This window comes from Allobosea sp. CER48, from assembly GCF_044752385.1.
In the GTDB taxonomy this organism is placed as follows: domain Bacteria; phylum Pseudomonadota; class Alphaproteobacteria; order Rhizobiales; family Beijerinckiaceae; genus Allobosea.
Genome location: NZ_JBIWYK010000042.1, coordinates 1 through 12,586, shown reverse-complemented (window position 1 = coordinate 12,586; position 12,586 = coordinate 1). Strand labels below are relative to the sequence as shown.

Sequence of the window (12,586 nt, the reverse complement as noted above, 5' to 3'; positions counted from 1 at the left end):
GCAGGGCGTTCGGCCTTGTCGGCAAAGGATCGCGCTGGACGCCGCTCATCCGCCTCCGCCATCTCGATTACGATCTTGTCGCGATCCGGGATACGCACGGACTCGTAGAAGCGCTCGGCCACATCGGCGTCGATCTCGACCTTGGTCTCGCGATCGAAGATGCGGATTGCGCCGACCTCGTCACGCGTGATCCGGCCGCGGCGGCACAGCATCGGCAACAGCTGGCGCGGGTCCGCCCCCTGCTTGCGGCCGATATCGAGACGGAACCAGACGGTGTCGCCACGCGGGCCGGCCGGCTTGCGCGCCCGCTCGCCATCCTCCCCTTCGTCGCGACCGGCGCCGAACGGGCGGCGCTTGGCGGCATAGTCCTCGTTCGTGCGAGCCGGGCGGCGCTCGTCGCGGCCGAAGCCGGGATCGCCGACCTCCTCCGCCGCCGGCAGGCGGGCCCGGTAGAGCCGGACCAAAGCGGCTGCGATATCGCGCGCCTCGCGGCCCGCCATCAGCGCGTCGACCATGCCGGCATCGTCTTCCGCCCCGTCGCCATTGAGCAGCGGATCGGAGAGCAGGCGTTCCTGGTCGAGGACGCGGATTTCCTCTTCCGTCGGCGGGCCGATCCACTCGGCCTCGACCTTGGCCTCCATCAGCAGGCGCTCGGCCTTGCGGCGGCGCGACTGCGGCACCAGGAGCACGCTCGTGCCCTTGTTGCCGGCGCGGCCAGTGCGGCCGGAGCGATGCTGCATCACCTCGGAATCGTTCGGCAGTTCGGCGTGGATGACGAGGTCGAGCCCCGGCAGATCGATGCCGCGCGCTGCGACGTCGGTCGCGACGCAGACTCGCGCGCGGCCGTCGCGCAGCGCCTGCAGCGCCGCGTTGCGCTCGTTCTGGCCGAGCTCGCCCGACAGCGCGACGGAGGTGAAGCCGCGCTCCAGCAGGATCGCCTCGAGATGGCGCACCGCGTTACGCGTGTTGCAGAAGACCAGCGCCACCGGCGCATTGTGGAAGCGCAGCAGGTTGACGACCGCGAGCTCGGCTTCCTTCGGGAAAACGCGCACGGCCTTGTAGGCGATGTCGGCATGGCCGCGCCGCGTCGCTTCCACCTCGATGCGCAGCGCATCGCGCTGGTAGCTCTGGGCGAGCTGCACGATCGCCTTCGGGAAGGTTGCCGAGAACAGCAGGCTGCGGCGGCTCTCGGGAGCCGTCTTCAGGATGAATTCGAGATCGTCGCGGAAGCCGAGATCGAGCATCTCGTCGGCCTCGTCCAGCACGACGGCCTTGAGCGCCGAGACATCGAGGCGGCGGCGCTCGATATGGTCGCGCAGGCGGCCGGGCGTGCCGACCACGATATGCGCGCCCTCGTCGAGCAGCATCGCCTCGCGGCGCGGGTCCATGCCGCCGACGCAGGAGATCACCCGTGCACCGGTCTGCGCGTAGAGCCAGGCAAGCTCGCGCTGCACCTGAAGGGCGAGCTCGCGCGTCGGCGCGATGATCAGGGCGAGCGGTTCGCCGGCGGGGCCGAGCTTTTCGGCGGTGCCCAGCAGCGTCTCGCCGATGGCGAGCCCGTAGGCGATGGTCTTGCCGGAGCCGGTTTGCGACGAGACCAACAGGTCGCGCCCACGGGCAGCGTCTTCGATGACGGCGCTCTGCACCGGCGTCGGGTCGGAGTAATTGCGATCGGCGAGCGCGCGCGCGAGCGGCGGGCTCGTGAGGGAAAAGGACATGCGATAACGGCCTAAAGGTTTGCGGCGTAAGCTGAATTAACGGCGCGAAGCGTGGCGATGGGTTCAGGCGGCATTCGGTAATCGGACCGAAAAGCGGAATGCGCCTTTCAGAAAATCCGATGCCAAAACAAATAATTAGATCGCCCCCCAAGGGCGTCCGGCAGGACGCATGGCAATCTAACGGGCAGCTGCACCATCGGATGACAGCGGCTCATAAAGCAAAGCGATACAAAAGGAAATGCGGCATTCCCGCGCCCCATGCAGGGCTGAGCCCGGCCGGACGCGCCTTGCCGGAGGGGCAAGCCTCCCACTAGCTTCCGGCCTCACGAAACGCCGGTGATGCCGCAGCGGAGAACAGCCCATGAGCCAGCAGTGCCGCCGTATCGGCGCCTATGAGGTCTCGATCCTCCATGACGGCATCTTCGAGGCACCGCTCGACGTGCTGATCCATGCCGATGGCGAGGCCGCGCGCGACGAGGCGGTTTCGCGTTGGGGCAAGCCGAAGGTCAGCATCGTGGTCAACTGCTTCGCCCTGAAGGGCCCCGACGGCATTACCCTGATCGATGCCGGCACCGGCCATTCATGGGGCGAGGCGATGGGCCATGCGCCGGCCGCCATGGCTGCGGCCGGGATAGCGCCCGACGATGTCGCCCGCGTCCTGATCACCCATCTCCATGGCGACCATGCGCTCGGCCTCTTCGATGGCGATCGCGCCCGCTTCCCCAAGGCCGAGATCATCGTGCCCGAAGCCGATTTCGGCTTCTATGGCGACGAGGCCAATCGCGCTCGGACGCCGGACAACAAGCAGGGCGCCTTCGCCATCACCGCGAGCCTGAAGAAGCATTATGCCGGGCGCATCCGCAGCGTGGCCGGCGAGGCTCATCCCGGCATCGCGCTGATCGCCCTGCCCGGCCATACCGTCGGCCATGGCGGCTATCTGATCCAAGGCAAGGACGAGAGCCTGCTGCTCTGGGGCGATGCGCTGCACCTGTCCGACCTGCAGGCCTCGGATCCCGCGATCGGCCTCATCTATGATTTCGATGCGGCGACGGCGCTTGCCTCGCGCCGTGCGATACTCGCCCGCGCCGCGCGGGAAGGCTGGCTCGTCTCCGGCGGCCATGTCGAGGGTTTCCGGCGCGTCGTGACAAAAGGCGCGGGCTACGAACTGACCGCAGCCTGACCGCGTTCAGCCACGCAGGCCGGCCGCCTCCAGCAGGCGCCCGGCCGCGGCCCGCGCCTCCTCGGTAATCGAGGCTCCGGCCAGCATCCGTGCGATTTCCTCGCGCCGGGACTGCTCCTCCAGAGCCGAAACCCGCGTCACGGTCCGGGCAGCCTCGCCCTCCGCGGATTTGGCTATCAGGAAATGCTGCCCGGCTTTCGCGGCCACCTGCGGCGCATGCGTCACCGAGATCACCTGCACGCGCCCGGCCAGCCGCGCCAGCCGTTCGCCGATCGCATCCGCGACCGCGCCGCCGACACCGGTGTCGATCTCGTCGAAGACCAGCGTCGGGGCCGAGCCGCGCTCGGCCAGCACGACCTTGAGCGCCAGCATGAAGCGCGAAAGCTCGCCTCCCGAGGCAACCTTCATCATCGGGCCCGGCCGCGTGCCCGGATTGGTCTCGACCCAGAACTCGACCCGGTCGAAGCCCTCCGGCCCGCGCGCCGCCTCGTCGCTCTCGATCCGCGTGATGAAGCGCGCCCGCTCGAGCTTGAGTGGCGGCAACTCGGCCTTCACCGCCGCATCGAGCCGCGCCGCGGCTGCCTTGCGCGCCTCGGACAACGCCTGCGCCTGAGCGACGAAGGCCCTCTCCGCGTCGTTCAGATCGGCCTCCAGACGCGCCAGCGACGATTCGCTTTCGTCGAGCGCTGCGAGGTCGCTCGCCATCGTCGCGGCCAGGACGGAGAGCCCGTCGACCGGCACATCATATTTGCGCCCGGCGGCGCGCAGCGCGAAGAGCCGCTCCTCGATGCGCTCCTGCTCGCGCGGGTCGTACTCGGCGGCTCGCATCGCGGCCGCGAGCGCCTCGCCCGCCTCTTCCAGGGCGACGATTGCCGTGTTGAGCGCGGCGATCGAGGGATCGACCAGTTCCGGCGCCTGCCCGGCGCGGCGCTCCAGCCGGCGCAGAACCGCTGCCAGCGCCGCAACGGGAGAAGCCTGCCCACCGACTGCTTCATGCGCCTCGTTGAGGTCGCGCGCGACCTTCTCCGCCTGCATCATCGACTGCCGGGTAGCGGCGAGCGCGTCCTCCTCGCCGGGCTGTGGCGCGAGCTTGCCGAGTTCCTCGACGGCGTGGCGCAGGAAATCGGCCTCCTTGCGCGCAGCCTCCACCCGCATGCGCTGGGATTGCAGGGCCTGCCGCGCCCGCTTCAGCGTCTCGCTTGATTCTGCAACGACCTCGGCCCGCTTCTCCAGCCCGCCAAAGCCGTCGAGGATGAGGCGATGCTCGGCAGGGTCGGTCAGGGCCCGGTCGTCATGCTGGCCATGGATCTCGACAATGGCTGCGCCGACCATGCGCAGGATCTGCACCGAGACCGGCTGATCGTTGATGAAGGCACGGGTGCGGCCGTCGGCATATTGCACGCGGCGCAGGATGAGATCGCCATCCGTGTCGATTTCCTGCGCCTGCGCCAACTTGCGCGCGGCATGGTCCAGCGGCAGGTCGAAGACGGCGCTGACCTGCCCCTGCGCCTCGCCATGGCGCACGAGCGAACCGTCGCCGCGCCCGCCGAGCGCCAGCGCGAATCCGTCGAGCAGAATCGACTTGCCGGCACCGGTCTCGCCCGTGAGGACACTCAGGCCCTCACGGAAACCGAGATCGAGGCGGTCGATCAGCACGATGTCGCGGATGGAGAGCTGCGCCAGCATCGGCGCTCAGCTCAAGCTTCGGAGCCGGCAGGGTCGCCCATGGCTCGTCATGCAAGCTCCGTCAGAAACGCAGCCCGACGAGGCCGCCAACCGTGCGCTGGAAGCCGTTGAAGGCGCGGCTGATATAGGAACCACGATCCTCGCGCGGTTCAAGGCCGCCGCTCTGCAGCAGGTTGTAGGCGTCCTTGTACCAGGGGCTGTCGGGGAAGTTGTGGCCGAGCACGGCCGCGGCTGTCTGGGCCTCGCTGGTGATGCCCATCGCCATATAGGCCTCGGTCAGGCGCATCAGCGCCTCCTCGACGTGACGCGTGGTCTGGTACTTGATGATGACGTCGCGGAAGCGGTTCACCGCGCCGGTGTAGTTGCGCTTCTCGAGATAGTAGCGCCCGACATTCATCTCCTTGCCGGCAAGCTGGTCGCGCGCCACAAGGAGCTTCTCCTTGGCGTCGAGCACATATTCCGACTTCGGGTAGTTGGCGATGAGCTGCTCGAAGGCCTGGATCGCCTGCGCCGTCCGCTCCTGATCGCGGGTCGTGTCCGGGATCTGGTTATAATAGGACATCGCCATCAGGTACTGGGCGTAGGCTGCATCCGGGCTCGCCGGGTTCTGGGCGATGAAGCGCTTGGAGGCGGTGATCGTCTCCTCCCACTTCGAGGCCTGGAAATTGGTGTAGGCCGTCATCAGCAGGCCCTTGCGGGCGTAGGGCGAGAACGGGGCCGACTTGTCGATGCCTTCGAACTTCTTGGTCGCGCCTTCGCTGTCGCCGTTCTGCAGGCGCGCCAGACCCTCGTTATAGAGCTTGTCGGCGGGCTCCGGCGGGGTCGTGTCGGGTTTGTAGACCTCGGGCTTGTCGAAGGGGTTGAGCGACGACAGCGTATCGCAGCCGCCGAGCAGCATGGCGGCGCCGAGCGCCAGGGCGATGCCCTTGCGCGGATACTGGCCGCGATGGATTGCCGGAAGGCTATGCCGCGTCACGCTCACGTCGTCCGTCCTTTTTCGATCGTCCCTGCTGGCGGGAAGCATGCCTTACCTCAGACGCCCGGGCTGCGCCACTGCCGAAAACCGGCCAAGGCGCGATTCCCAAGCCCTGCGGCATCTGGGACAAAAACCCGGCGAAGGAAAGGCGAAAAGCGCCGCCCGGCAACTTTTCAGTGCAGATCCGGCGCGTAGGCAGCCGGGGCGACCGCTGCCATCTGCACGGCGCGCGGCGTCGCGAAGACCGGCTGGGCCTCGACGATCGCGAAATTGGCGCGGTCGGCGAAGAGCGCTTCCAGGATGCGGACATTCATACGGTGACCGCCGCAATAGGAGCGGAACTCGCCGATGATCGGGTAACCGGCCAGCGCGAGATCGCCGATCGCATCGAGCACCTTGTGGCGCACGAATTCGTCGCTGTAGCGAAGGCCTTCGGGGTTGATGACCTTGTCGTCCCCGACGGCGACGGTGTTCTCGAGCGAGGCACCCTGGGCGAAGCCGGCCTTCCAGAGCTGCTCGACATCGCGCATGAAGCCGAAGGTGCGGGCCTTCGAGATCTCGCTGGCATAGGCCTGGGCGTCCAGATCGAAGATCTTGCGCTGACGGCCGATCACCGGGCTGTCGAAGTCGATCTCGACATCGAGGCGGAAGCCCTGCTCGGCCGGAGCCAGCTCGGCAAAGGCACGCCCGTTCTCGATGCGCACCGGCTGAAGAACCTTGAGGTAGCGGCGCGGCGCGGCGAGCGTCGTCATCCCGGTCGCCTCGATCGCGGCGACGAAGGCGGTGGCGCTGCCGTCCATGATCGGCATCTCAGGACCGTCGATCTCGATCAGCACGTTGTCGAGGCCGAGGCCGGCGCAGGCCGACATCAGGTGCTCGATCGTCGAAACCGAGGCCGGGCCGCGATCGCCGATCACGGTGCAGAGCTCGGTGGCGCTGACCTTGGTGTGCTTCGCGTGGATGAGCTGCGGCGGCATGCCTTCGATGCCCGTGCGCAGGAAGACCACGCCGGAATTCGCGCTGGAAGGCTTGAGGCAGATGCTGGCAGCAGCGCCTGAGTGAACGCCGATGCCGGTCAAGGTCACTGCAGCACGCAGGGTCGTCTGCCGATCGAAATTCATTCCGCTATCCAATCCTGATCACCGGGCCGCCTCGTGCTCCGCTTGTCGCGGTGGCCGCCGCCGGCGATATCTTCCGAGTTCGGCATCGGGCCGAACCCGACACGCTATCCTCTTGATGCGACTGCAACATAAGCGCTCGGAGCAGCCTCTCAAAATCACGCTTTCTTTCGCTGTGTTACAGTCGAAAGCCAGATTGGGACTGCTTATAACACGCTGAAAGATAACGATTTTCTAACACGAAAAATCCCGCCGCGGAGGCCCGCGGCGGGATCTGTTACAGAACTGTTAAGAGGCTGACGCCCGCTCAGTTGGCCTGGCGGCGCAGGAAAGCGGGAATCTCCAGCTGGTCTTCCTCGCTGTTGCGAGTCGGAGCCGCGCGGCCATGCTGGTCGAGCTGCCCCTGGGCCGGGCGCGAAACCGGCTGGGCCGGGCGGCGCATATACTCGGCATGGGCTGCGCTCGGCGCCGCGGCCTGCGGCATCGGGGCCTGCGGGATCTGGCGGACGGGCGCCGGAGCCGGGGCATGCTCGACTTCATCTTCCTTGCGGCCGCCGAAGCCGACCGAAGCCAGGCGCTGCATCAGCGACATCCGCTTCTGCTCGACCGCGCTCGGCGGCTGCGGCGCCGGCTGGGCGCCGCGCTGGGCGTTCAGCTGCGCCTGGCCAGGGGCCGGAAGGTCCTCGACGCGCGGCATGCGGGTCGGGCGGACCACCGAGCGCTCCGGCATCGGCGGAATGAAGCTGTCGTCGAAGTGCTGCAGGTTCGGCTCGACATGATGGACCGGCTCCGGGGCCGGGGCGACCATCACCGGGCGCGGCTGGACCGGCTCGATATGGACCCCCTGCGGGATCGGGGCGATCGGCGCGGGTTCGACGACCGGAGCGACGCGGGGAGCGGTCTCGATCACCGGGGCCGGCGCGGCATGCGCGATCGGGCGGGGGGCCGCCGGAGCGGTGGAGCGCAGGCGGGCTTCCTGCTTCAGGCGCTCGGCGACCTGGGCGATGCGCGCTTCGGTCTCGTCGACCTCGCCATGCTGGGAGATCGGCTTGTCGATGCCGGTGGCGACGACCGAGACGCGGACCGTGCCCTCGAGCGATTCGTCGAAGGTGGCGCCGACGATGATGTTGGCCTCGGAATCGACCTCCTCGCGGATGCGGGTGGCGGCCTCGTCGACCTCATAGAGCTTCATGTCGCGTCCGCCGGTGATCGAGATCAGCAGGCCGCGCGCGCCCTTCATCGAGACGTCGTCGAGCAGCGGGTTGTTGATCGCGGCCTGGGCGGCGGTCAGGGCCCGCTTCTCGCCCTGCGATTCGCCGGTGCCCATCATCGCCTTGCCCATGCCGCGCATCACGGCGCGCACGTCGGCGAAGTCGAGGTTGATCAGGCCGGGGCGGACCATCAGGTCCGTGATGCAGGCGACGCCCGAATAGAGCACCTGGTCGGCCATGCCGAAGGCATCGGCGAAGCCGGTGGTCTCGTTGGCGACGCGGAACAGGTTCTGGTTGGGGATGACGATCAGGGTGTCGACCGCCTCGTTCAGCTCGCCGATGCCGGCTTCGGCCATGCGCATGCGGCGCTGGCCCTCGAACTGGAACGGCTTGGTGACGACGCCGACGGTCAGTATACCCATGTCGCGGGCGACGCGGGCGATCGCCGGAGCGGCGCCCGTGCCGGTGCCGCCGCCCATGCCGGCGGTGATGAAGACCATGTGTGCGCCCGCCAGGTGATCACGGATCTCGTCGATCACTTCCTCGGCCGCCGCGCGGCCGACTTCCGGCTGCGAACCGGCACCGAGGCCCTCGGTGACCTGCAAGCCCATCTGGATGATCCGCGGGGCGCGCGAGAGCGCCAGAGCCTGGGCATCGGTGTTGGCGCAGACGAAATCGACCCCGTCGAGGCCGGCCTCGATCATGTTGTTCACGGCGTTGCCGCCGGCTCCGCCGACGCCGAAGACCGTGATCCGGGGCTTCAGTTCCCGGATGTCCGGGGCTTGCAGATTCATCGCCATGGTTGCCTCTTTTGATCCTGTGTCCGGCGCCTGGCGGGAGCCGTCCCGATTGCTACGTTTGACGCCGTGGCCCGCCTTTCGGTCGGGCCGAACTCACTAGAAACTGTCCTTCAGCCACCGCCCGACACGCGAGAAGTAGCCATCGGTGCCGGTCGCGAAGTAGCGCGCCCCGGCGGTACGCGGCTCGAAGTGCTCGACATGGGCGACCTGCGGATAGACCAGCAGGCCGACCGCCGCCGAGAAAGCCGGGCCCTTGCCCGCTTCCGGCAGTCCCTTGATCCCGAGAGGGCGGCCGGTGCGGACCTGGCCACCGAGGATGCGGCGCGCCACTTCCGGCAGGCCGGTAAGCTGGCAGGCGCCGCCGGTGAGGACGACGCGACGGCCGGCCTGCGCCGAGAATCCCGCATTGGTCAGCCGGTCGCGCACCAGCTCGAGGATCTCTTCGACGCGCGGCTTGATGATCCGCACGAGATGCGACTTTGCGAGGTGGTTCGGCATGTCGCGCTCGTCGTCGTCGACCTGCGGCACCGCGATCATGTCGCGCTCGTCTGACGCGCTGGAGATGCAGGAGCCGTGCAGCGTCTTCAGCCGCTCGGCCGCCGAAACCCGCGTGGAGAGGCCGCGTGCCACGTCCATGGTGATGTGGTTGCCGCCGACCGCGATCGCATCGGCATGGACCAGATGCCCGCCGGAGAAGACGCCGAGACTGGTGGTGCCGCCGCCGAGATCGACCACGACCACGCCCATCTCGGCCTCGTCGTCGACCAGGACCGAAAGGCCCGAGGCGTAGGGCGTCGCCACCACGGCCTCGACCTCGAGATGGCAGCGCTCGACCGCGAGCATGACGTTGCGCGCCGCCGCGGCCTCGCTGGCCACGACATGCATGTCGACCGAGAGCTTGCCGCCGATCAGCCCGCGCGGATCGAGCACGCCCGGCACGCCGTCCAGCGCGTAGCCGGTCGGCAGCGCGTGGAGCACGGCCTTGCCGGGGCGGATCGCATGGGTCGCGGCCGTCGCGAGCACGCGCTTGACGTCGCTGTCGCCGACCGAGCCGGAGCGCAGATCGACGCTCGCCGCATAATGCTGCGAGCCGATGCGCCCGCCGGTCAGGTTGACGATGACCGACTGCACCTCGACCTTCGCCATGCGCTCGGCCGCGTCGACCGCGGCGCGGATGGCGCGCTCGGCGCTTTCGAGATCGATGATCGCGCCGCCCTTCAATCCGAGCGAACGCTGGTGGCCGATGCCGATGATGCGCGCAACATGGGTGCGGCCGCGCAGCCGTTCGTTTGCCTCGGCCGGGTTGAGCTCGGCGATCAGGCAGACGACCTTGCTCGTACCGATGTCGAGAATCGACAAGGTCGCGCTCTTGCGCGACGACAGCGGACGCATGCGGGGGGTCAGACCCTGGGAGGTGACGTGGTTCATGCCTCGCCTCCCTTCTTCTTGCCCTTGCTCTTCAGCTGGTCGGCGCGTGCTGCGGCAGCCTCCTCGGACAGTCGCATCGTCACCCGGTCCGGCTGGCGCAGGTCGATCGCGAGAACATCCTTCTCGAGCACGCGGAAATCGGTCTCCAGCGAGACCAGGCGCTGCAGCGCCGCTTCCGGCTTGGTCTCGGGCAGGCGCACATCCATGCCGTTGTCGAGCTTGAGGTTCCAGCGGCGCCCGGAGATCAGGGTGGCGGCGCGGATATGCTGGGCGAAGGGGCCCGCCTGGTTGCGCAGGGCGAGATATTCGCCGGCGCGATTGTTGGCGTCCTTGCCGACGACCAGCGGCAGATAGGCGAAGCGGCCGTCATCCATCTTGTCGATCACCGTGCCGTCGGCCGCGATCACGAAAAGCTCCCCCTTGACCTGCCACAAAGCGTAGGGCTCGCGCTCGGTCAGCGCGATCGAGACCTCGCCCGGATAGAGCTTGCGCACCGCCGCCTCGCGAATCAGCGGCGTCGCCTCGAGCTGCTTGCGCGCCTCGTCGGCGTCGAAGAACACGAGCGAAGTCTTCGAGTCGATGCCGGCCGCGACCAGCACTTCCTGCTCCGAGAGCCCCGACAGGCCGGAGATGGTGACGCGGTCGATGCCGAAGCCGAGCACGCGGGCCAGCATGTGGCGCGGCTCGCCGTAATTGTCCTGCAGGTTCTGCCAGTGGCCGCCCATCACGAAGCCGGTGCCGATGCTGAGCGTCAGGAACCCCAGCGCGAGCCAGGTGCCGAGGCTGCTCGGGAGGCGCTGCGACAGCGGCACCGCAATGGCGCTGCGCCGGGTGCGGCGCATCCAGCGGCCCTGGCGCTCGCCGACGAGCAGCTGCGGCCCCGCATGCCGGACCGGCAGGCGCGCCGCCGGCACCATGGCCGGGCTACGTCGCTGTGCTGAAACGGGTTTCGCCGTCATCGCTTTCACCGATCGAGGGAGGCGTCCGCCACCATCCATTTGACGAGCTCACCGAAATTCAGACCCGCATGGGCAGCCAGTTCGGGCACCAGGCTGGTTTCGGTCATCCCGGGCTGCGTATTGACCTCCAACCAGACGAGCGTGTCGGTCTCGTCGTCGTAGCGGAAGTCAGATCGGCTGACGCCCCGGCATCCGATTGCTTGATGCGCCGTTAACGCACACTCTTCGATCTGCTGGTAAATTTTCGGTAAAATTTGAGCCGGGCAGATGTGGATCGAGCCGCCTTTCGCGTACTTCGCATCGTAGTCGTAGAACTCGCCGGTGGCGGCCTTGATCTCGGTCACGCCGAGCGAGCGATCGCCCATCACGGCGCAGGTCAGCTCGCGTCCGGCGATGAAGGTCTCGGCCAGCATCATCTCGCCGCAAGGCCAGTCCGGCCGGGCGATTTCCTGCGGCGGATGCTCCCTGCCCTTCTTCACGATCACGACGCCGACCGAAGAGCCCTCGTCGATCGGCTTGAGCACATAGGGCGGGGGCAGGACATGGGCTTTCGCCGCCGCGAAGCGGGAAACGTTGACGCCGGCGGCGACCGGCACGCCGGCCGCCTTCACCACCGTCTTCGCCCGGTCCTTGCGGATCGCGAGCGCGGAAGCGAGCACGCCGGAATGGGTGTAGGGGATGCGCAGGATCTCGAGCACGCCCTGGATCGTACCGTCCTCACCGAAGCGGCCATGCAAGGCGTTGAAGGCGACGTCCGGCTTCAGCTTCGCCAGCACCTCGGCGATGTCGCGCTGCACGTCGATGCGGGTGACGTCGAAGCCCTGCCCTTCCAGGGCTCGCGCGCAAGCCGCACCGCTGTTGAGGCTGACCTCCCGTTCAACGGACCATCCCCCCATCAGCACTGCGACGTGTTTGCTCATGCGGCCCTCGTTCGACGCGATGGCCGTACCTCAGCCGGAGATGGTTAACAGCCCGTTAACCATAGGCGCCCCGTCGTTAACGGGTTCGGATTCAGCCGATTTTGGCGAGCAACTGTCGTAATTGCGCACGCTCCTCGAAGGAAAGAGTGCGCACCAGCCGCTCCTCGGTCGCGACATGGGAGACGACGATTCGGTCCGCCAGCGCGAAGCCGGCCTCCGTCAGCACGATGCGCAACGCCCGGCGGTCCGCGGGGTCGGCCTGCCGCTCGATCAGCCCGCGCTTCTGCAGGCGGTCGAGCCGGTTCGTCATGGCAGAGGTAGAGATCATCATGTCCTGCGCGAGCTCGGACGGCGACAGCGTCTGCCCCTTGCCCTGCCGTCGCAACGTCAGCAGCACGTCGAAGCCGGCGAGATCGAGATCGTCTCCGGCGAGATTGGCGGCGACGCCCTCACGGACTCGATCTGCCGCGCGCCAGAGATCGCCGCACACCGCCATCACGCCCGTATCGAGATCGGGCCGCTCGCGCCGCCACTGCGTCAGGATCGAATCCATCGCCCCGCCCTGACCAGTCGGCAGGTCTTGACTCATT

At 68.0% G+C, this 12,586-nt stretch carries 10 protein-coding genes; 1 reads left to right on the top strand and 9 read right to left on the bottom strand.

Features of this window, described 5'->3' with window-relative positions; translation table 11 throughout:
- Positions 1 to 1,718: DEAD/DEAH box helicase (locus ACIPIA_RS03345; protein ID WP_400506662.1), on the bottom strand; the 1,718-nt coding region annotated here is incomplete at its 3' end.
- A 361-nt stretch (positions 1,719 to 2,079) separates the two neighbouring features.
- Between ACIPIA_RS03345 and aidB the strand changes: the two genes are divergently transcribed.
- The gene (gene aidB / locus ACIPIA_RS03340) at positions 2,080 to 2,898 is read left to right on the top strand and encodes an AidB family quorum-quenching N-acyl homoserine lactonase (RefSeq protein ID WP_400506660.1); all 819 of its coding nucleotides are present in this window, start codon (positions 2,080 to 2,082) and stop codon (positions 2,896 to 2,898) included.
- A 6-nt stretch (positions 2,899 to 2,904) separates the two neighbouring features.
- Here aidB and recN read toward each other — a convergent pair whose 3' ends face one another.
- The 8 genes from recN to ACIPIA_RS03300 all read right to left on the bottom strand — a co-directional run.
- Positions 2,905 to 4,584 (bottom strand): DNA repair protein RecN, encoded by a 1,680-nt coding sequence (recN, locus tag ACIPIA_RS03335; RefSeq protein ID WP_400506658.1) that lies wholly within the window; start codon positions 4,582 to 4,584, stop codon positions 2,905 to 2,907.
- Positions 4,585 to 4,645: 61 nt separating this feature from the next.
- Complete coding sequence (locus ACIPIA_RS03330; RefSeq protein WP_400506656.1) at positions 4,646 to 5,566, bottom strand: outer membrane protein assembly factor BamD; 921 nt, start codon at positions 5,564 to 5,566, stop codon at positions 4,646 to 4,648.
- 167 nt (positions 5,567 to 5,733) lie between these two features.
- Positions 5,734 to 6,681 carry a UDP-3-O-acyl-N-acetylglucosamine deacetylase gene (lpxC, locus tag ACIPIA_RS03325; protein ID WP_400506654.1) on the bottom strand — a complete coding sequence of 316 codons (948 nt, stop codon included), beginning with the start codon at positions 6,679 to 6,681 and terminating at the stop codon, positions 5,734 to 5,736.
- A gap of 304 nt (positions 6,682 to 6,985) precedes the next feature.
- The gene (gene ftsZ, locus ACIPIA_RS03320; protein ID WP_400506652.1) at positions 6,986 to 8,689 is read right to left on the bottom strand and encodes a cell division protein FtsZ; all 1,704 of its coding nucleotides are present in this window, start codon (positions 8,687 to 8,689) and stop codon (positions 6,986 to 6,988) included.
- Between the two features lie 96 nt (positions 8,690 to 8,785).
- Complete coding sequence (ftsA, locus tag ACIPIA_RS03315) at positions 8,786 to 10,117, bottom strand: cell division protein FtsA (RefSeq protein ID WP_400506650.1); 1,332 nt, start codon at positions 10,115 to 10,117, stop codon at positions 8,786 to 8,788.
- Positions 10,114 to 11,076 (bottom strand): cell division protein FtsQ/DivIB, encoded by a 963-nt coding sequence (locus ACIPIA_RS03310; RefSeq protein ID WP_400506649.1) that lies wholly within the window; start codon positions 11,074 to 11,076, stop codon positions 10,114 to 10,116. Before ACIPIA_RS03310 ends, ftsA begins: the two co-directional genes overlap by 4 nt.
- Before the next feature lie 5 nt (positions 11,077 to 11,081).
- Positions 11,082 to 11,996, bottom strand: coding sequence for a D-alanine--D-alanine ligase (locus tag ACIPIA_RS03305; RefSeq protein ID WP_400506647.1), 915 nt, complete (start codon positions 11,994 to 11,996; stop codon positions 11,082 to 11,084).
- Between the two features lie 91 nt (positions 11,997 to 12,087).
- On the bottom strand, positions 12,088 to 12,586 hold a 499-nt coding region (locus ACIPIA_RS03300; RefSeq protein WP_400506645.1), incomplete at its 5' end, for a MarR family winged helix-turn-helix transcriptional regulator.

Bases quoted from the DNA above. Each gene is read 5' to 3' on its own strand.
- ftsA (WP_400506650.1), bottom strand. From the start codon at position 10,117: ATGAACCACGTCACCTCCCAGGGTCTGACCCCCCGCATGCGTCCGCTG.
- ftsZ (WP_400506652.1), bottom strand. From the start codon at position 8,689: ATGGCGATGAATCTGCAAGCCCCGGACATCCGGGAACTGAAGCCCCGG.
- ACIPIA_RS03305 (WP_400506647.1), bottom strand. From the start codon at position 11,996: ATGAGCAAACACGTCGCAGTGCTGATGGGGGGATGGTCCGTTGAACGG.
- lpxC (WP_400506654.1), bottom strand. From the start codon at position 6,681: ATGAATTTCGATCGGCAGACGACCCTGCGTGCTGCAGTGACCTTGACC.
- ACIPIA_RS03310 (WP_400506649.1), bottom strand. From the start codon at position 11,076: ATGACGGCGAAACCCGTTTCAGCACAGCGACGTAGCCCGGCCATGGTG.
- recN (WP_400506658.1), bottom strand. From the start codon at position 4,584: ATGCTGGCGCAGCTCTCCATCCGCGACATCGTGCTGATCGACCGCCTC.
- aidB (WP_400506660.1), top strand. From the start codon at position 2,080: ATGAGCCAGCAGTGCCGCCGTATCGGCGCCTATGAGGTCTCGATCCTC.